This is a genomic window from Peptostreptococcus canis (genome assembly GCF_014229965.1).
Classification (GTDB): Bacteria; Bacillota; Clostridia; order Peptostreptococcales; family Peptostreptococcaceae; genus Peptostreptococcus; species Peptostreptococcus canis.
In genome coordinates this window covers 1-19,505 of record NZ_JABGBW010000003.1, presented here as the reverse complement: position 1 = coordinate 19,505, position 19,505 = coordinate 1, and the positions used below count along the sequence as shown (strand labels likewise).

Genomic DNA, 19,505 nt, shown 5'->3' with positions numbered 1-19,505 from the left:
AATGATATTTCATACATAAAAGCAAATACTGGATTTTTTGAAAAAATTTATGTATAATATCAATTAATATGTGGTTTATTCTGATGATGAGGTGTAACAATGGAATTTAAAAAAAGAAAACTATTGGAATTTGATGAAAACGAAAAAAAGAGTCAGAATTTAGATGACGGTACCGGGCAATATACAGAAATTGACGAACTTCTATCGAAAAACGATGATGATTGGGGCTATGAACTCGATGATTCTGGAATGATACCGAAGCTTGAAGAATTGAAAGCTCAGGGAAGAAATAATTCTAAAGAAGAAATAGAGAAATTGACGATTAAGTTAGAAGAAAAAGAATTTTCCGACGAAAACTTATTTGAGGATAATGATGATGAATTAGAAGATAATCCTGAAGAATTTGACGAAGAGGAACCGGAATATAGTCCCGAAGAAATTGGTGAAGATGATTTGCCGGATGAGTATGAAAGTTTATATGATTTCGAGGCATTAGACAGAATGGATGATGATAATTTTTCTGATTTGAAGATAGATTTTTATGATGAAGATGAAAAAGACGAAACTTACACAGAATATAATTCATTGAAAGAGTCGAAAGTTTTAAATCAATCTATAGATAATAGTCTAAAAAGAATTGCAAATGCCCTTGAAAGAATAGCCGATTCACTTGAAAAAAGATAGCAACCGGCAAAATACTAATATTAAAAAAATTATCAGGTTGATTATTTTTTAGAAATTCGCCGAATTATTGATTTTAATAAAAATTACTAAGAATAATAAATAAAATAAACTGCTCAAATTAGGTAAAATACTAAATAGAGCAGTTTTTTTATTTATTAAATTGGACTATTTTTTAAAAGTATACTCTAAAAATGATGTATTACTATTTTATTATTTTAGGTTTTAATGTATTTATATAATAGTCAATGGCATGAGAATACACATAATCATAAATGAAGTACAATATCTCAAGTCCTAAGATGTAAATCAATTTAAAATTTACATTTATAAATCTTCTTGCCACCATATAAAGAATACTAAAAGCCATTAAAGAATACGCGATTTTAATCACGTATTGTATTTTTAATTTAAATTTAGATTCTATAATATATTTAATCACTCCATAATTGCCAAAAGTAATTATGTAAACAACGGAATGGAATTTGTTGTGTATCAAAATCGATGATAAAATTAAACTTGCAATAGTAAATACCACTCCCGTTTTTAAATTTAACTCAATAATTACAAATGCTGACATTAAAGAAGCCAAAGCAAGCAAGGAGATAGTGTTTATCGGTATGTAATTGGTACTTAGCAGGAGAATAGAATTTATTGCCAGAAAAATTCCTGATTTAGCAACATTCAATTAAATCCCCACCCATACATTCGCAACAAGAGTCGCACAGCCATAATTTACACAAGTTTTCACAGCAATCATCACCACAGCAACAACAATCACTACAGCAACAGCAGCAACCCGGATTATTCATTCTATGTCTACTGTTATTATAGAAGTTGGCACGATTGTTATAGCCATCTCTATAATTTATATATTGTTCGTATGCTTCTTTATATTCTTGATTTTCAGGATTCATATACTTTGCTCTTTTTATATAGTCCTCACCCTCTTCGTAAAAGCCTAATTTCATAGCGGATAAGCCCCTTAAAAAATACCATTCGGCATCTTTTTCTACAAACTTATTGAGTGATTCATACAATCTTCTAAAATTACCACTATTAAATAATTCTCTTTGGTAAGCATAATCGTTATATGTACTCATAATAAATTCCCCCTTTTGTATGTTTAATAGGTTTTTCACTCATTTAGTAAGTATTGCAAGTTTAATAAGTATTGCAACAGTTTTCTATATGAAGTACATTGGCAGGTACTTGATATATTACATCTTTTCTTTCTATTACTACTTTTATGTTTTTTGAAAGTTGTTCATCCTGGCTAATATGAGTAAGCAACTCTCTGGATGGATTAAAAGCTATAGGATTTCCTACTCTTTTGAGCATTGTTATATCTCCATTTGTATCACCATAAGCGAAAGATTTATCCATGTCAATATTATATTTTTCAATAAATAAATTTATAGACTCATTTTTACTACTTGAATCCCACATAGGAATTACTTCTCCAGTCATTTTCCCGTTTTCCACCAGATATTTACTCCCTATATTATCATCTACTTTGTATTTTTCCGCCATTTTATCCACTAGAAAATCGGGTGAACCGGAAATAAATATTATAATATGACCTTGTTCCTTATGCCATTTTATTTTTGAACGAGTATATTTATAGACTCTGTCGGCTTTAAGTTTTATTACTTGTTTTGTAGCAAAATCCATAAAAGACCTATTAAGTCCGGTGATGGCTTCCACATATTGATCGGATATTTCGTAAAGGTAGTCATCGTAATTACCCTGTCTTTTATCCCAATTTTTATAAGTTGTCTCAAGGTGTTCAGACCATTCTCTTGAGTCTATAATTTCATACTTAATTAATTTCTTAAAATGTTCTATCAAAAGCGAGTCTCTATATAAAGTCCCGTCAATATCAAAAAAAGCTGCTATATTCTTTAGCATATTACACCACCTTTATTTTAGTTATTATTTTATTTTAAGAATATTTGCTTGTTTTTATATAAACATTTAAAAGTTTCCTATTTTAATACATTATATCATTAAAACTTAAATAAAAGTAAAATATTTCAAATATTCTACAATATTTGCATGTTACAAAGATATTGAAAAGTAAAATAAAATAAACTTTATATGGATTTCTATAGATTGAAATATAAATGAAAGTAAAATAATTGATATATTCTACATCTTTATATATAATCAAAGTACGACTATGTGATTATAATGGAGGAAATAATGATATTTAATAAATCGTTTTGTACCAATACCAGACTTATGGGAACTATGATGTTGGCAATTGAATGGATATATGAAGAAAGTAATATATCTCATATATTTATGCTTGATTCTGAAGGTTTGGGAATATCTGATTTTTATTTACTGGAAGATATGTCTGAAGAAGATAGAAATTTATTTTATCTACAGAGATATGGAGGATTGGGTGGAGTTAATGTAGATTTAAATGAAAGGGAAGCGTGTTTCCTGGTCAAAGCCTATTTGGACAAGAACAAAAGAAATGAAAAACCAATTCCAAAAGAGTTTAATAGTGATCTGATTTCTTTTTATAGTAATATCGACGATATGAAAATGAGCATATATGATTTGATGGATAAGACTTGTAAAGATATAGAAACAGATGAGGAATTTATAAACTATATGGTCATGAGATTTATTGCGAGAGATAGGGAATGTTTGATGTATTTTTCCAATAATGAAGATGTATCTAATCTTCATATAACCAAAATAAATGGGGCATTATTGTATAATGAGATAGAAAAAAAAGGTAGTGACAGATTTGTGTGTAACTGTGTTTTCGAGGATATTGACGGATATTATGAAGCAAAGATAATAGTAAATATTGAAAAAAGAATATCAGATGATGATGGTCTGGCATATGATGATACAAAAGAAGAGTATAAATTAAGATCAATATTAATAGTAGATTCATATCCTATATATGATTTTGAAGTATTTGATATAATATCCAAACAAGAAATACTGGATATATACAATATAGTTGAAAAGGACGAACTTGATTCAAAAATTATGGATATGTATCCGGCGATACAAAAAGTCAGGTTTGAAACGGGGACTCTATATTCTCAATATTATTTTGATAATTCTCATGTAGACAGTGATATTTATGTAATAAATAATGACTTGATGTTTTTAATATTTATCAGCGAAGATAAATTGTTTTTAGCTACTTACGACGATGAGTCCAGGAAGTTTATAGATAACTTTATATCCACCAGGCTAAAAGATAGTCTGGTCAAAGAAAACGTATTTGAATTTGAGCAAAATGTCTTATATGATTTTGTAGAATCCGGAAGTTTAGACTTTTATGATTTTATAAATTAATTGATAATTAATTTTATTTAGCGAATACTTATTTTTTTATTACTGATAACGTTATAAAGTTATCAGTAATTTTTTTATTTAGGTTTTTTAGAAAAAATGCATAAAAAAAATCGATGATAAAACTTGCCTGTCAAATAAAATAATAAAAATTCTGAAAATTAAATAAATTTATAAATTGTATAAAAAAGAGTGAATTTAAACACAATGTTGACACTGGTGATTCAAGGTGATATAACTAAATTAAAGTAAGGTTAAGAGTAAAGTTTAATGTAATGGATGTTTTATTAAATTGTTATTTGTCAACATCAATAAATGTTGAAGGAGGATTTATTATGAAAAAATTGATGACTGGTGATGAAGCTATAGCTAGGGGTGTTTTTGAAGCTGGTGTAAAATTTGCAGCAGCATATCCGGGAACTCCTAGTACTGAAATTCTGGAGAATCTATCTGAAATAGACAGAAAGTATATGATTGCAGAGTGGGCTCCAAATGAAAAAGTCGCTCTTGAATCTGCAATAGGGGCAAGTGTAGCGGGGGCAAGATCTTTTGCAGCTATGAAGCATGTAGGACTTAATGTTGCGGCTGATCCATTTTTTACTGCATCATATTCGGGTGTAAATGGTGGATTGGTAATAATAACGGCTGATGAACCGGGACAGTTTTCATCTCAAAATGAACAGGATAATAGGAATTTGGCTAAAGCAGCTTTTGTTCCAATGTTTGAGCCGGCTGATAGTCAGGAATGTAAAGTAATGGTAAAGGAGGCATATAATTTAAGTGAAAAGTACGATACGCCGATAATTGTAAGAATGACGACTCGTGTCTGTCACTCAAAAGGATTGGTAGAAATAGAAGAAAGAGAAGAAGTAGGTATCAAAAAATGGGAAAAACAACCACTAAAATATGTAATGGTACCGGCAAATGCTAAAGTTAGAAAACAATACATATTCAAGAGAATGGAAGAATTATTTGACTACTCAAATAATTGTGAGTGGAACTTTGCTGAATATTATGATACGAAGTTAGGCGTAGTGGTATCGGGTGATTGTTATTTATATGCGAAAGAAGTTTTTGGTGAAGATGCGTCATATTTAAAAGTAGGATTCAGTAATCCGTTACCTGACAAATTATTTAAAGAATTTGCCTCAAAAGTTGATAAAATATATGTAATTGAAGAAAACGATCCTATAATGGAAAATCACTTAAAAGCTTTGGGAATAGAATGCCATGGAAAAGACGTATTCCCAAGACATGGAGAAATGATACCGGAAGTTATAAGACAGTCAATTCATGGAAAATCTCCAAAGGTATTTGATAAAGCCAAAGAGGTAATGATAAATCGTGCTCCTACATTCTGCGCAGGATGTCCACATAGAGGATTTTTCTATACTCTAGGCAAGAGAAAAGGAATAATGATTTCAGGAGATATAGGATGCTATACTCTAGGATACGGAGCACCATACAATGCGATGGACATGACTTTATGTATGGGTGCCAGTATAAGTATGGGACACGGTGCAGCTCAAGTATTTTCTATGGATGAAAATCAGGATGTAAAGGTAGTATCCGTAATAGGAGATTCCACTTTCTTCCATTCGGGTGTAAACTCTCTATTCGACGTAATTTACAATAATAGTAATACAGTGACTTGTATACTTGACAATAGAATTACCGGAATGACAGGACAACAGCAAAATCCTGGAACAGGTCTAACAGCCCAAGGAGATCCGGCAAGCGAAATAGATATAGAAAGCCTAGTAAAAGCTATGGGAGTAAAAAATGTAAGAAGGATAAACCCTAATAATCTTGAAGAGGTCGAATCAGCACTTGACTGGGCATTAGCTCTTGATGAACCTTCAGTAATAATAACTTGGTGGCCATGTGCTTTAAAGATTCAATCAGAACAAGATAAAAAGAACTTCCCTGGTTCATTCCAGAGTAAATTTACAGTTGATCAGGAAAAATGTATAGGATGCAGAAAATGTACGAGAACCGGATGTCCTGCTATATCATTCAAAAAAGAAATTAAAAAATCTTCAATAGATATCAATAAGTGTGTAGGATGTAGTGTATGTGCTCAGGTATGTCCTGTAGGAGCAATAGGAAAGGTGGAAAAATAATATGACAAAGAATATATTACTAACTGGAATTGGTGGTCAGGGAACTATAACTGCTAGTAAACTACTGACTATTGGTCTAATGAGTGCCGGCTATGATGTAAAAATGAGTGAAGTACATGGTATGAGCCAGAGAGAAGGTCAGGTACTTACTCACCTTAGATATGGAGATAAAGTATATTCTCCGGTTGTACCTATGGGCGAAGCAGATATAATTATGGGATTTGAAGAGCTTGAGGTTTTGAGAAATATAGACTATTTGAAAGAAGATGGAATAGTTGTATTAAACACAGCCAGGTTCAATCCGATAGGTGTATTGAGCGGGAAAGATACATATCCGTCAAACACAAAAGAACTAATAGAAGAAAGAGCCGGAAAGGTATACTCTTTTGATGCAACTGCCGAGGCAGAAAAACTTGGAAACCCTAAAGTAATGAATATAATTTTATTGGGAACAATTATAAAGAGTATGAATTTGGAAGACATTGATTGGGATAAAATTATAGAGCAGAATGTAAAACCTAAATTTGTTGAATTAAACAAAGAAGCTCTTAAAATAGGAAAAGGTTTAGTTTAAATTTAAGAGAGTATAGGTATAATAAAAATATCTATACTCTTTGTATTTAAAATATAAATACAGTAATAAGGTAATAATTAAAAAACTATATAGGTAGGAGGAACAACATGATCAAAACTTTTGACGAAGTAATAGAAAAAGTAAAAGCATTTCCAAAAATGAAAGTAGTAGGAGTATGTATGGCTGATGATGCAGCAATAGGGGGAGCATTATCCGCTGAAAAAATAGGATTAGCTACTCCGGTATTTATTGGGCATGAAGATGAAATAAGAAAAATTTTAAATGAAATGGGCGAAAAAAAAGAATATGAAATAATCAATGTAGATACTGCACAAGAAGGTGCTGAAAAAGTAGTAGAATTGGTAAGAGAAGGTAAAGTAGACTTTATACTAAAAGGACACATTGAAACTGCCGTATTAATGAGGGCGGTAGTAGATAAAGAAAAAGGATTAAGGACAGGAAGGCATATGTCACATATGTCATTTGAAGAACTGCCTACTTATCACAAGATACTTACAATTACAGATGGGGGTATGAGTACATATCCAGATGTAGATGACAAGCAAAAGATAATTGAAAATGCAGTGGAAATATACCATAGACTGGGATATGATTGTCCTAAAGTTGCCTGTTTGTCAGCGATAGAAAAGGTGAATCCTAAAATGCCGTGTACGGTGGATGCTGCGGAATTAAAGGCCAGAAACCAAAGGGGTGAGATAAAAGGTTGTATAGTGGAAGGTCCTATATCTTTTGATCTTGCATATTCTAAAAATGCGGCAAAGGTAAAAGAATATGAAAGTGAAGTGGCGGGAGATCCGGATATATTATTAGCTCCGGATATTCAGGCAGGAAATATATTAGATAAAACATTTAACTTTGCAGCAGGTGGAAGAATGGCGGGCTTCATAGTAGGAGCAAAGTGTCTGATAGTCCTTACATCCAGAAGTGCATCAGCAGAAGAAAAATATTTATCAATAGCAATGGCTGCTCTTGCCAATCAGTAGAAAAATATAAATCTAAAATTTGGAGGAAATATATGAAAATATTAATAATAAATCCGGGATCTACTTCTACAAAAGTTGGAATATATGAAGATCTGGAGGAAAAGATAATTGAAAATATAACGATAAGTGCAGAAGAATTAAGCAGGTTTAATGACTTATACGAACAAACAGATATGAGATATGAACAGGTAATAGAATTTCTCAACAGAAATAATTTAGAAGCAAAAGATATTGATGTAATAGTATCTAGAGGCGGTATGTTGCCACCGTTACATGCAGGGGCATATGTAATAGACGACAACTTATGTGATATAATGAGAAATAGACCTGCACAGTTGCACGCATCAAATTTAGGGGCATTAGTAGCTAAAAAAGTATCTGATTTGGCTGATATACCCGCATATATATACGATGCAGTATCGGTGGATGAACTGACAGATGTAGCCAGATTATCAGGTGTAAAAAAATATCCTAGAAGAAGTTTTTCGCATGCTCTAAACACAAGGGCAGTTGCTATGAGATTTTGTAAAGATCACGATATGGACTACTACAACTCAAATATAATAGTGGCTCATTTAGGTGGCGGAATATCTTTAAACTTTCAAAAAAATGGACATTTAGTGGATATATCTTCTTCAGATGAAGGACCTTTCTCCACAAATAGAGCCGGTTTTTTACCTATATATAGTTGTATTACAATAGCCAAGGAAGAAGGTCATGAAGGATTACAAAGATATGAAGATTCAACAGGAGGTCTAGTATCTTATCTAAATACAAATGATGCAAGAGAAGTTGAAAAGATGATAACAGATGGGGACAAAGAAGCTGAATTAGTATACAAGGGAATGGCTTATCAAATAGCAAAGACAATAGGTTCATTATCGGTTATAGACAATGGCAAGGTTGATGGTATAATATTAACAGGGGGAATTGCATACTCAAAGATGCTTACTCAATGGATAGTGGACAAGGTATCCTTTATAGCACCTGTGTCTATATATCCCGGTGAATTTGAAATGAAAGCTCTGGCACAAGGTGGATACAGAGTGATGATGGGGGAAGAAAAAGCAGACTATTTGAGATAGCAATCAGTTAACATGAAAGGAGATAGCAGCGATATTCGCTGTGGGTGTTTTATGGAAATAGGAAAATACGATGGTATAGTAAACAATTATGACTCATTTTTGGTATTTTTGGATACTTTAGCAGTCATTATTTCTGAAATGTTTGGTTCAAAATGTGAAGTTGTAATATCTGATTTAGATAATCCTGACCACTCTATAATATCCATTTATAACGGCGAAGTAACAGGTAGAAAGGTAGGAGATCCTTTAACTACCAGATCCGAAGAACTAATAGAAAGAAGCAAGGGCGGTTACAACATCAACTATAAAAAAGCAAATAAAAGAATAAAAAAAGAAATTAAATCATCTACAATAGTAATAAATGCATACGGAAAGAATATTTCATTTTGCATAAACTACGATTGTGATGATTTAACAGCTGTTCATGTGGCATTAAAAAAATTCTTATCTATGGGGGAACAGGCTTACGATGAATTTGATGTATTTGATAATGGACAGTTAGTAGAACAAAAATTTGAGATTGAGCTTGAAAAAATTAATAAATCAGTCGTGAGTATGAACAAGCAGGACAGATTACTCCTTATAAAAAATCTAAAAAAATCAGGAGTATTCAAAATACAAAAAAGTGTACCATATATAGCTGAAAGGCTTGGAGTTTCAAGATATACGATATATAATTATCTAAATGAAATACAAAAAAGTGGCGAATAAAAATTTTTTTTAAAAAAATTTTAAAAAAATGTTTTAAAGAAATATTTATGGGCAAATATATAATACAAACATAATAAATTAAAATACTCAATCTCCCCAAACAAGAACCTACCCCCTAGGTTCTTGTTTTATTTATGTAGAAAAATATTTTTTTGCAGAAAGACAATTTTTTTTAATAGACTTAATTGTAGAAAATATTATATAATGTATAAAAGAAAAATCAATTTTATTGGGGGTGATATTTTGAAAAAAAAGCAGTTTTTAAATTCGGTAAAAAGAAAGTTGCTTTCAATGAAAGTACCAAAAGATTTAATAAATATGATAATAGAGGAAATAAGCGTAAGGTTTGATATAATAAAAGAAAGAGGGAAAAAAGATTCTGAAGTAATACAAGAGTTAGGAGGAATAGACTATATTGCAAAGCAATATGCTCAAAAATTTGGTATTCTAAATAAAGGTCAAATATATGGTAGTAAATCTAAAACTATATATGACAGTTCAAAATCCAAATATGAAGGTATTACCAGAGCCGGAAGCAAACATAATACAGAAAATTACGAAAAATATAGTAAATATAATAAGGAAAAGTACAGCGACAAAAAGCAGTCCATTGAAAATATAAAAGGAATATACAATGAATCAAAGGAAAAATGGGATACACTTCCGGAAAAAATAGAAGAAAAAAGAGATAGATATATCACTAACACCGAAGGCAAGAAAAAAGGGATATTTAGTAATATAAAAGTACTATTACCAATAATTATATTGGTTATTACGACAACATCCAAAATAATAGACAGTGCCAATTTGAATGAGAATAAAAGTTTAGGAGCTATTCTTGAATCATTATTCAGTGGTGATTTGGGTGAAGATTCTGATGTAAACACATACATTAAATATGTAGACGAATTTAAAAAAATGAAAATATCCGCAAAAAATGTGGAGTTTTCTATTACCTATGGAGAAAGTTTTTCATACACAATGACAACAAGAGTATCTGAAGATGAATCATTAAAACAGATGTCGGTCAAGAAAAATGGGGATGCAATTGAATTTGATATAAACAGTAGTGAAGAATCGGATATTTTGGATGTAGAGATTTGTATACCAAAGGATGATATAGAAGTAGATTATAACTCGGAAGGAGGGTATCTAGGTATATACACAAATCTAAAAAAACTAAATGCCGTGACAAATAATGCAGAAATAATGATAGATGTTGCAAATACCTTTGATATGGACATAAAAAATAAAAATGGAAAAACTGAAATGACTTTCCAACACAATGATGGTATATTTAATCTACAGACAAACGGATTGATAAATGACAATGGAAATAATATTGCAAAAACCGGGGATGTAATAAAATATACAAAAGAAAAAGGTAAGAAACTGCATAAAATAAATGTAAAATCGGATATTGGAGATATATACTTCAATTATAACTAAATATGATAGACAAATGAATTCATAACGACTAGAAGATTTATTTCTAGTCGTTATTTTTGTACTTTTTTTCTAAAAACTAAATACCTAAAAAAATTTACTAAATATTTATTTTTCGGTAAAAAAAGTATCAAATAAAAAGGTAAAATCAAGTTGTAGGATAAAAAAACTACAGTCGACAAAAAAATCTGAATTCAGAAAACAAAAAATGATAGGAGGAAAAATTATGGCAGAATTAAAAAACAAAAAAGTTCAATTAAAAATCAAGTTAAATGACGGGCAAGGTAAAAATGGAAAACCTAAATACAAAAATTTAGTTTATAAAGATATAGACGCATCTATATCTGATGAAAATTTACTAAACTTAGGCAAGAAACTTGCAGGACTTCAGAAGCTGGAAGTAGAAGATATATATAAGGTACAAAGTGAAATGGTAGTAGAATAATCGAAAAAAATTTAATAACACATAATCGCAATCAGAAAAAAGGAGGAAACTATGAGCAACAAAATATTATTAATGAGATTCAAAAAAAGTGATGGTAAGGTATACTCAGTCAGAGTAAGAAATCCAAAAGAAAATGTCAGCGAAGAGGAGATAAAGGAAGTTATGGAATATATTTTGGATAACAAGGCAATAAAACCGGACGGATTAGAACTGGCGGAAACGATAGATGCCAGAATAGTATCTACAGATACCCAGGAGTTTGACCTAGTAATTATATAAATTTAGTGCTTGTATATTAAAGTTTATATAATTATAGAAAAGTATATATGAATTATAAAAAAATATATATTAATTATAAAAAAGCATATTACTTTTTGTTAAAAATTAAATAAGACACTTTAGTAACTTATGTGAGGGGTTAAAAGTTACAAAAAGATGTCAAACATTATTATTTTATCTATATCAATATAGAAAAAATATGCTTATATACAAATAAAAAAGTACTAAATACATCTAAGTGGGAATTTAGAGAAATATTTGGAAACATTTGTAATAAAGCATATAAAAAATAAAATGTAAAAAAATATAGGGGGCTTTTTCTTGCTCCCTTTATTTATTAGTACAAAAAACATTGGAATAAAACCAAATGCACACAGCCATAATCAGCTAAAGAATAAATACAATAAGACAAAAATTAAAACATATAAAAGACAAAGGAGGAAAAGGAAATGGTTTTTGGAAAGGAAATAAACAAAAACAAACAACAAACTAATGAAGGAGGAGCAATGCCGGAAATTGAAAATCAAATATGTTTTAGCAGTTTCTTTGACGAAGAAGTAGGATTTATGATGGACATTGTAAGCAGATATTTAAAGAAGGATTCATACTACTATTACAAGATAAAACCTGCTGAAGAACAAATATTTGAACTATTAAATGCAGAGGCTTTACTCGCACAAAATATCTCTATTGATAAGAAATATCTTGAAATGATAAAAAAAGAGATGGTATGTGAAAAAATTGAGATTTTATTGGCTGCAAGATTGGCTGGAAAGAGTATATTTGAAGTAGTAAACAATATGCGAGATGCATATACCATTTTAGGAGGCGATAGGGAATATGTAGGAGAAAAAGATCCTCAAAAAGGCGATATAAAAAAGCTGATAACAAAAGCTTATACGGACATATACTCGTTCACTTGTGTAGAAGCGGGAGAAATAATGGATGTAACCAAGGACACAGCATGTAGATACAAAAACAACTTTGAAAAAACGGTAAAAGATGTATATAAAACTAAATACTATAAAATGATACAGATAATAGAAGAAGACGCAGAAAAACTATTAGAAAATCAAGATAGAAAACTATATATAAGAGATAGACAAAAATCAGGGCGTTATCTGGTATTTGATTTAAATGAGCCGATTAAAGTTCCTGTTCAGCATACAGTCGTAAAAAAGAAAAAGATACAAGGAGAGATAGACAGATTTATTGAATATATGGATGATTTAAATATCAAGAAAAATATAGAAACAAATGTAAGAAAAGAAATGGAAGAAAAAATAATGAATGTAATAAATAATAGGATAATTGAATATGAATTAAGTACCAAAAATAAAAATAAATTAAAAAAGAAGAAATAAATTAAAAGACAGTCAGATACAAGAAAAATCAATGAATTAAATAATGACTGAAATATATTGATAAAATGGTAAAATTGGTGTATAATGGCTAGTGAATCAGAAAAAAAGAGCTATATTTCAACTTTTTTCTGGAAAAATAGTTTTTTTTGAAAAAAACTATTGTAATTATTACAATTTTGTAATAATATTAAGGTGTGAGAAATATATTTGTCCTTAGAGATAATATGTGACGGTATATTAAAAATGTGAAGAAATGTAATTAATAATATGTTTGGGAGGAATGATAAAAATGAAGAAACAAATAGCTGTTTTAATGGCTGCTGCTACTGCTGTAACAACTGTTGCTCCAGTACTAGCAAACGCTGAAGTTAAAAATGAGAAAATGCCAGTATCTCAAGTTAATAAGAAAATAAAAGAAGCTTTAGATACTAAGTATAAGGTTAATACTCAAGATGGTATTAACAAGGTTCCAGGAGCACCACTTACAGGCGATAATGAATATAAAAATTCTAGATATGCTGTGCTTATAAGTATTGAAGGTATGGATGCTCAGGTGAATGATCCTATAGATGGAACAATAAAGCGTGGAGATAGCTTATATAATGGAATACTATTTGATGGAGTAGATTTAAATGATGTAGAAGATAAGAAATTATATGTTGTTACAGATATTTCTAAAGCTACTAATAAGATTGAAAGTTTAGTTGCTAAGAATAATAAAATAGTTGCTTACATAGTAGATAAAGGTATAGATAAAGATGGTAATTCAACTTTCAAGACTACTAAAGCTTTATATAGTGATTTAGCAGATCTTGAAGCAGGAAGAAATGAAATTCATGGATTAGCAGCTGGACCAGTAGTTCAAAAGTATTTAGAACAGGCTGGTGTTGGTGATGTCAAGAAGGCTGAAGGAACTTTTGAGTTAAAACTTAAAAATGAAAAGAAAATAGAAATATCTATCAATGATCCTAAGGTTGATGTAACAAAGCCAGTTGATAGTAAGGGAAATACATTAGATTTTGTAAACAATCCAGATGCTGATTTATACAAAGAAGTAGTTGGTTTTAAGGCAAAAGATGATTTAGAAGAAGAAGCTTATGTAGATGTTAAAAATGGAGATACTACAGTATATACAGTATCAGAAAGTATAAGAAAAGTAGTTGATGCTTCTAAGTTGTATAGCGCAGAAACTGGATACACAAAAGAAGGTGTTGATTTTGTAAACAAGTTTGTAAATGCTAAAAAAGATCCTTATTCTTTCAATTACGATGGTGTTCACTATAAATTGAGATATAATAACTTAAAACCAAATGATGCATTACAAGCTGAAAAAGCTTTGGGTCTAAAAGACGAGACTCCTAATCCTATTGTTACAGTTAAGAAGTCTGGAGATAAATATTTATTTGAATTTTCTGCCACAGTTGTAGATGGAAATGATACAGAAGTAATTAAAGAGATAACTTTTGTTGTTGAAGGTGGAAATCAGAAGGATGTTGCTACAATTCTTAAGGATATATATGGTGATAACGAAGTTGTTGAAGGAAGATTTAAGAAATTATCTGGTTCAAACAGATATGGTACAGCTATCGAAATATCAAAGGAAACATTTAAAGCTGATGGTCCTGGAACATATGCTGATAGCGTAGTTATTGTTGGTGGAAAAGCTTTAATGGATGGTCTTGCTGCAGGTCCTATTGCTGCTGCTAACAATGCTTCAATATTACTTGCTGATCCTATGAAGGGACTAGATAAAGAAACTTTAGATGAAATAGGCAGAGCTACAGATTCAAATTTGAAAAATAAAGTTGTATACATAGTTGGTGGTGACAGTTCAGTTCCTAAGAATGTAGAAACTCAGTTGAAGGAAAAGTTTGGTGCAGTAGTTGTTAGACTTTCAGGAAAGAACAGATTTGATACTTCTTTAGAAGTTTTAAGAAGAATGAAGCATGATGGAAAAATCTCTACTGTTGTGGATGCTCATGATGTATTTTTCGTAGGTGGAGATGGTGCGGCAGATGCGATGTCAGCTGCTGGTGTGGCATCTTCAAAACTAAGAAAAGTTCGTGATGTTATTTCACCAATAGTTGTTGTACCTAAAGATGGAGTTGATAGAAGAACTAGAGATGAACTTAAAGGATATAATTTTAAAGAAGCCTTTGTTGTAGGTGGAACAAGTACATTATCTACTTCTGCATTTAAAAATCTATCTATTGCTACGCCAAATATAGAAAGAATTTCTGGTGCTAATAGATTTGCAACTAATGAAAAGTTAATAAAGAAATTCTATAATAAAGATAATACTGTTAATGGAAAAATCGAAACAAAAGGCTTATTAGTAGCAAGTGGTAAAGATCAGGCATTAGTTGATGCTCAGACATCTGCTATACTATCAGCAAAGAATGGATATCCAGTTGTATTAGGAGATTCTAAGTTAACTAAGGAACAGTTGAAATTAATGACTGGTAATGAAGCTTTAGCTGGTGTTAATAAAAATGTATATCAGATAGGTGGAGCAGTTTCTGCTGACGTTATGAAATCTGTTGTTGATAAGTTAGGTCTATAAGATTAATTTATCAATAGTACAATAAATATGAATTCACAAAATAGAGTGGTTTTACCACTCTATTTTTTATGCTATAATATAGTAGTATATCTATAATTTGGACTATTTATTTGTATTAAGGCAGTTTATACTTTAAATTAGTCTGATTATTAATAAAAATACTTATTTTAAATATATCGATAGGAGGGATGTAAATGAATCTAAAAAGACAGGCGTGTATTGTATTGGCTATTTCTAGTATGGTAGGTGTAATGACAGTCGCTACTTCAAATGCAGATGTTACAAAGGATGGTATTCAATATACCAAGAGATTTAGAGGTGCCAATAGATTTGGTACAGCGGTAGAAATATCAAAACAGAATTATCCTAATGGAGCCAAGACTTTAATCATTGCAAACGGTATGAATCCGGCAGATGCATTGTCCGGTGGTCCTCTTGCCTATAAATTTGATGCTCCTATTTTATTAGTGTCAAAGTCAATAGATGATGCTACACTTAATGAGATTGCAAGATTAAAACCTGAAAGTGTATATATATTAGGTGGTACCAGTTCCGTTTCCATTGGAATTGAGAGGGTAATCAAGAGTAAGTTATCTTCAAATGCCAAATGTGAGAGAGTTAAAGGATCAAACAGATATGAAACTTCAATGAAAGTAGCCGAATTGGTGGTTGGAAAAAATTCATCCAAAGGGGCAGGATTTGTAAATGGTATAGATAGTAAATTTCCTGATGCGTTGAGTGCAGCACCGTTGTTGGGAACTAAGGGAATGCCCTTGATTCTTACTAATGGAAAAAGCATACCTAATGGTGCCGATAAGTACAAGGCGAATAAAGGAAATTATATTATAGGCGGATCAAAGAGTATTAACATCAATGGATTAAGTGGTAAGAGATTATCCGGCAGTGATAGATATAATACTTCTGCTGTGGTTGCAAATGAAGCTTTTCCATATTCAAATCCGAATGTAGATAGTTCATGTGTTTTAGTTGATGGTAGAGATTATCCCGATGCACTTACGGCTATTTCTATATCTAAAAAGTATAATGCACCGATATTATTGGTGAATAATACTGTACCTAGAAATATTATGAATTATATAACTTCTCAAAAGAGGGATAAAGGTTATATAGCTGGCGGATACGGTTCTGTAAGTACTGCTGTGGAAAATTCTGTATCGCTTAAACTAATCGAGAATTTTAAAAAGTATAGAAATTATGAGCAGGAAAAGAAAAAAAGATTGTTAAATGATTTATCAAACTTAATGAGTAAGTATGATGAAATGGTTGCTATGTTGACTAGAAATTCAAATAATGATAATGCTATTTCAGCATATAGAAATTTGAGAAATGATATTTATAACAACTATACTAGCAAAAAGTTAAGCGATCTTGCCAACGTTAAAGTGGAAACTATTGAAGAAAAGCAAAAAGAGCTTCAGAAAAAGTTTGAAGATATTACAAATATCAATGATGAACAGTACAATAAAATTTTGAGAGAACAAATAGATAAAAGCCGTGAAAAGATAAGTGAAAATGGCGTGATGATTCCAGAAGATAGAATGACTCCTAGTCAAAAAGAGTTGTTTAAAAAGATGCAGAAAGCTACTTCTTTGCTATTAGAGGCGAATAAGAACAAGGAAAAACTTGAGCTTGCTTATGAGATTAAAAACTTCAAAGTGAGTGATTCAGGAAATTCATCAGATAGCAACGCATTGATAAAAGAAGCCAATGAACTTCTTAATAATGCGAAGAAAATTAGAACTCAGAGTCCGGAATTTTTGAGTAAGAAAAACTCTTTGGAGTGGGCTATTGACGATGCCAGAAGGTCACCTACATCACAGAATTTGCAGACTTTAAAAGATGCAATTGATGATTTTAAATATATATGCAATTCGTATCAGATGTTGGACGAGAGAATTCAGAAAGTAGAAAAGATAATTTCTGATAAAAAATCTATAATTGAATATAAGTTTAAGAGTGAGGCCTACAAAGACCTTAATTCTGTTAATGGTGATGATAAGAGTTTGATTAGAGATAAAAATACAATCGAAGCAGAAATTGTAAAAAACAAAGAACTATTGAATAATTTCAAGGATAGAAATCTATTGACAACTGCTGAAAATGCTCTAAGTAGTAAGATGGTTAATTTTAATAATAAGATTAGGAATTACGAGGAAATTAGAGATCGCTTGGATGTTACATTGAAGAAGATTGAAGATAAAAAACTTGATGAGTCTAAAGTAAAGAAACTAAAAGAGTCACAGGATGCCGGTATACAAAAAATAGTTAAAGATTATGAAGATAATCTTGAAAAAGCAAAGAAATTGACAGATTTTGACTTGAACGCAAGTATATATGATAAGTTAAGAGATCTTGATAAGCTTCTGAATAATTCTTTTAATCAGTATATAGAAAAATATAATGCTGTAAAATAGTACTCTGAAAAAGTATGAAGTATGATTTTGTAGAACAAGATTATATGTAATAAGATTTTATATAATAATTAGGAAAGGTGATATTGACCATATATTGTTATGGAAGATGTCACCTTAATGTTTTTCTTGATGCTATTAACTTGTGAAAATGATAGTAATTTATGAAAATGTAATTTTTTCTATCTAACTACAGATAACTTTATATATTTTCAATTGTTTTTAAGTCAATGCAATTTTACTTTCTTTTATAATTTTATTTTACACCAAAAAGTGATATAATTTAAAATAATAATTAAGAAATTTAATATATAAGAATATAAAATATAAAAAATCAGAGCTTGACGGATAATATTATTTATATTAAGGGGGTTGCAATGGACAGAAAATCTTTAATTTGGGGAATAGTTTTTTTCTTGTGTTCTTTAGCTTGGGGGTTCGTGGCATATAGAAATTATACAGAAACTATCTTGAAATTTTCATACTTACAAGTTGTGTTATCGGTCGGATTTATGATACTTGCTATTGCCAAATTTTATATGGGACGAAAAAATGATAGGTAAAAAATAAGTTTAATCTTCATCATGACACTCTCAGTTTATCTAATTCAAATAACTAAATAAAAAACTATAATATATGTGTTTGTTAGATTTATATAATCTAAAATCTTTAGGTGATTGTATGACACATATAAAAATTGTATGACACATATAAAAGGAGTAGGATAAATTAGAATTTGAGGAGATGAAAACTATGAATGAAGTAAATAAAACTCTTTTTATTCCTATTTATGGTTAAAAAATTCCACAAAAACTTGACACTATTCATCTTTCTTAATGGTTTGACACAACTTATAGAAAAATGATATAATAAGAACATAGAAAACTATGAATAATGTGTTCGTTAATCAAGAATATCACGGACAAAAAAGGGAAGAGCTGCAACTCTTCCCTTTAACATTATTTTTTTTATTATCAAGATATTTTATTGAATAATGTAATAAAATACCAACAATAACAGGGCAAATAATATTTCCCACTATGAATAATGTCCAATTTTTCAAGAATATCACCCCCTTTCAGAGTTGGACAATAACTATTATATCATTTATTAAGTTAATCCTAAAAGGAGTACTATTTTTATTAAAAAAAAATTTAAAAAATTTAAATGAGGTATAATTGAAATAAGAATAATTTAGATAGGAGTTTATAGATAATGCTTAAATTCTTATCCATATTGTCGACGAGTACATTTGCGGAAATAAACAAGATTGAATGGGATAGGCCCTTTTGATAAAAATGATAAAAAAGTTTCTAAAAAGTATGTCAATAACTTGTGAAAATGTCACTTTTTTTGCTTAGTTTTATCTTAGGAAAATGTCACTTTTGATGGTAGCAAAATTTAAGTTATCAAAATATTATGGTCAAGGATAAATGCACAGCAAAGCTGGCCTTGACCTATAAATATTTTA

At 30.2% G+C, this 19,505-nt stretch carries 17 protein-coding genes; 14 read left to right on the top strand and 3 right to left on the bottom strand.

Annotated features, from left to right (window positions below):
- Positions 1 to 99 precede the first annotated feature (99 nt).
- Positions 100 to 684 carry a hypothetical protein gene (locus tag HLB29_RS05490; RefSeq protein ID WP_185624163.1) on the top strand — a complete coding sequence of 195 codons (585 nt, stop codon included), beginning with the start codon at positions 100 to 102 and terminating at the stop codon, positions 682 to 684.
- 202 nt (positions 685 to 886) lie between these two features.
- Here HLB29_RS05490 and HLB29_RS05485 read toward each other — a convergent pair whose 3' ends face one another.
- The 3 genes from HLB29_RS05485 to HLB29_RS05475 all read right to left on the bottom strand — a co-directional run bounded on the left by HLB29_RS05485 (position 887) and on the right by HLB29_RS05475 (position 2,592).
- Positions 887 to 1,369: a hypothetical protein gene (locus tag HLB29_RS05485; protein WP_185624162.1), complete on the bottom strand. Its 483-nt coding sequence runs from the start codon at positions 1,367 to 1,369 to the stop codon at positions 887 to 889.
- Entirely contained in the window at positions 1,356 to 1,784 is a 429-nt protein-coding gene (locus HLB29_RS05480) for a hypothetical protein (RefSeq protein ID WP_207719530.1), read from the bottom strand. The genes HLB29_RS05485 and HLB29_RS05480 overlap by 14 nt, the downstream gene beginning before the upstream one ends.
- 61 nt (positions 1,785 to 1,845) lie before the next feature.
- Complete coding sequence (locus HLB29_RS05475; protein ID WP_185624161.1) at positions 1,846 to 2,592, bottom strand: HAD family hydrolase; 747 nt, start codon at positions 2,590 to 2,592, stop codon at positions 1,846 to 1,848.
- A gap of 294 nt (positions 2,593 to 2,886) precedes the next feature.
- On the opposite strand from HLB29_RS05475, the gene HLB29_RS05470 reads away from it, so the two are divergent.
- The 13 genes from HLB29_RS05470 to HLB29_RS05410 all read left to right on the top strand — a co-directional run bounded on the left by HLB29_RS05470 (position 2,887) and on the right by HLB29_RS05410 (position 18,597).
- Positions 2,887 to 4,011: a hypothetical protein gene (locus HLB29_RS05470; RefSeq protein ID WP_185624160.1), complete on the top strand. Its 1,125-nt coding sequence runs from the start codon at positions 2,887 to 2,889 to the stop codon at positions 4,009 to 4,011.
- Between the two features lie 332 nt (positions 4,012 to 4,343).
- Complete coding sequence (gene iorA, locus HLB29_RS05465; RefSeq protein ID WP_185624159.1) at positions 4,344 to 6,131, top strand: indolepyruvate ferredoxin oxidoreductase subunit alpha; 1,788 nt, start codon at positions 4,344 to 4,346, stop codon at positions 6,129 to 6,131.
- A gap of 1 nt (position 6,132) precedes the next feature.
- Positions 6,133 to 6,705, top strand: a complete 573-nt coding sequence (locus HLB29_RS05460; RefSeq protein ID WP_185624158.1) for an indolepyruvate oxidoreductase subunit beta — start codon at positions 6,133 to 6,135, stop codon at positions 6,703 to 6,705.
- A 107-nt stretch (positions 6,706 to 6,812) separates the two neighbouring features.
- Entirely contained in the window at positions 6,813 to 7,709 is an 897-nt protein-coding gene (locus HLB29_RS05455) for a bifunctional enoyl-CoA hydratase/phosphate acetyltransferase (protein ID WP_185624157.1), read from the top strand.
- Between the two features lie 32 nt (positions 7,710 to 7,741).
- Complete coding sequence (buk, locus tag HLB29_RS05450; protein ID WP_185624156.1) at positions 7,742 to 8,794, top strand: butyrate kinase; 1,053 nt, start codon at positions 7,742 to 7,744, stop codon at positions 8,792 to 8,794.
- A gap of 51 nt (positions 8,795 to 8,845) precedes the next feature.
- Positions 8,846 to 9,505, top strand: a complete 660-nt coding sequence (locus HLB29_RS05445; RefSeq protein WP_185624155.1) for a helix-turn-helix transcriptional regulator — start codon at positions 8,846 to 8,848, stop codon at positions 9,503 to 9,505.
- Between the two features lie 243 nt (positions 9,506 to 9,748).
- Complete coding sequence (locus HLB29_RS05440; protein WP_185624154.1) at positions 9,749 to 10,954, top strand: DUF1700 domain-containing protein; 1,206 nt, start codon at positions 9,749 to 9,751, stop codon at positions 10,952 to 10,954.
- A gap of 223 nt (positions 10,955 to 11,177) precedes the next feature.
- Complete coding sequence (locus tag HLB29_RS05435) at positions 11,178 to 11,396, top strand: DUF1659 domain-containing protein (protein ID WP_185624153.1); 219 nt, start codon at positions 11,178 to 11,180, stop codon at positions 11,394 to 11,396.
- Between the two features lie 51 nt (positions 11,397 to 11,447).
- Positions 11,448 to 11,675 carry a DUF2922 domain-containing protein gene (locus HLB29_RS05430; protein ID WP_185624152.1) on the top strand — a complete coding sequence of 76 codons (228 nt, stop codon included), beginning with the start codon at positions 11,448 to 11,450 and terminating at the stop codon, positions 11,673 to 11,675.
- A 449-nt stretch (positions 11,676 to 12,124) separates the two neighbouring features.
- Positions 12,125 to 13,039 carry a hypothetical protein gene (locus HLB29_RS05425; protein WP_185624151.1) on the top strand — a complete coding sequence of 305 codons (915 nt, stop codon included), beginning with the start codon at positions 12,125 to 12,127 and terminating at the stop codon, positions 13,037 to 13,039.
- Positions 13,040 to 13,328: 289 nt separating this feature from the next.
- Positions 13,329 to 15,602: a cell wall-binding repeat-containing protein gene (locus tag HLB29_RS05420; RefSeq protein WP_185624150.1), complete on the top strand. Its 2,274-nt coding sequence runs from the start codon at positions 13,329 to 13,331 to the stop codon at positions 15,600 to 15,602.
- A 194-nt stretch (positions 15,603 to 15,796) separates the two neighbouring features.
- Positions 15,797 to 18,037, top strand: coding sequence for a cell wall-binding repeat-containing protein (locus HLB29_RS05415; protein WP_185624149.1), 2,241 nt, complete (start codon positions 15,797 to 15,799; stop codon positions 18,035 to 18,037).
- Between the two features lie 374 nt (positions 18,038 to 18,411).
- Positions 18,412 to 18,597 (top strand): hypothetical protein, encoded by a 186-nt coding sequence (locus HLB29_RS05410; protein WP_185624148.1) that lies wholly within the window; start codon positions 18,412 to 18,414, stop codon positions 18,595 to 18,597.
- Positions 18,598 to 19,505 lie beyond the last annotated feature (908 nt).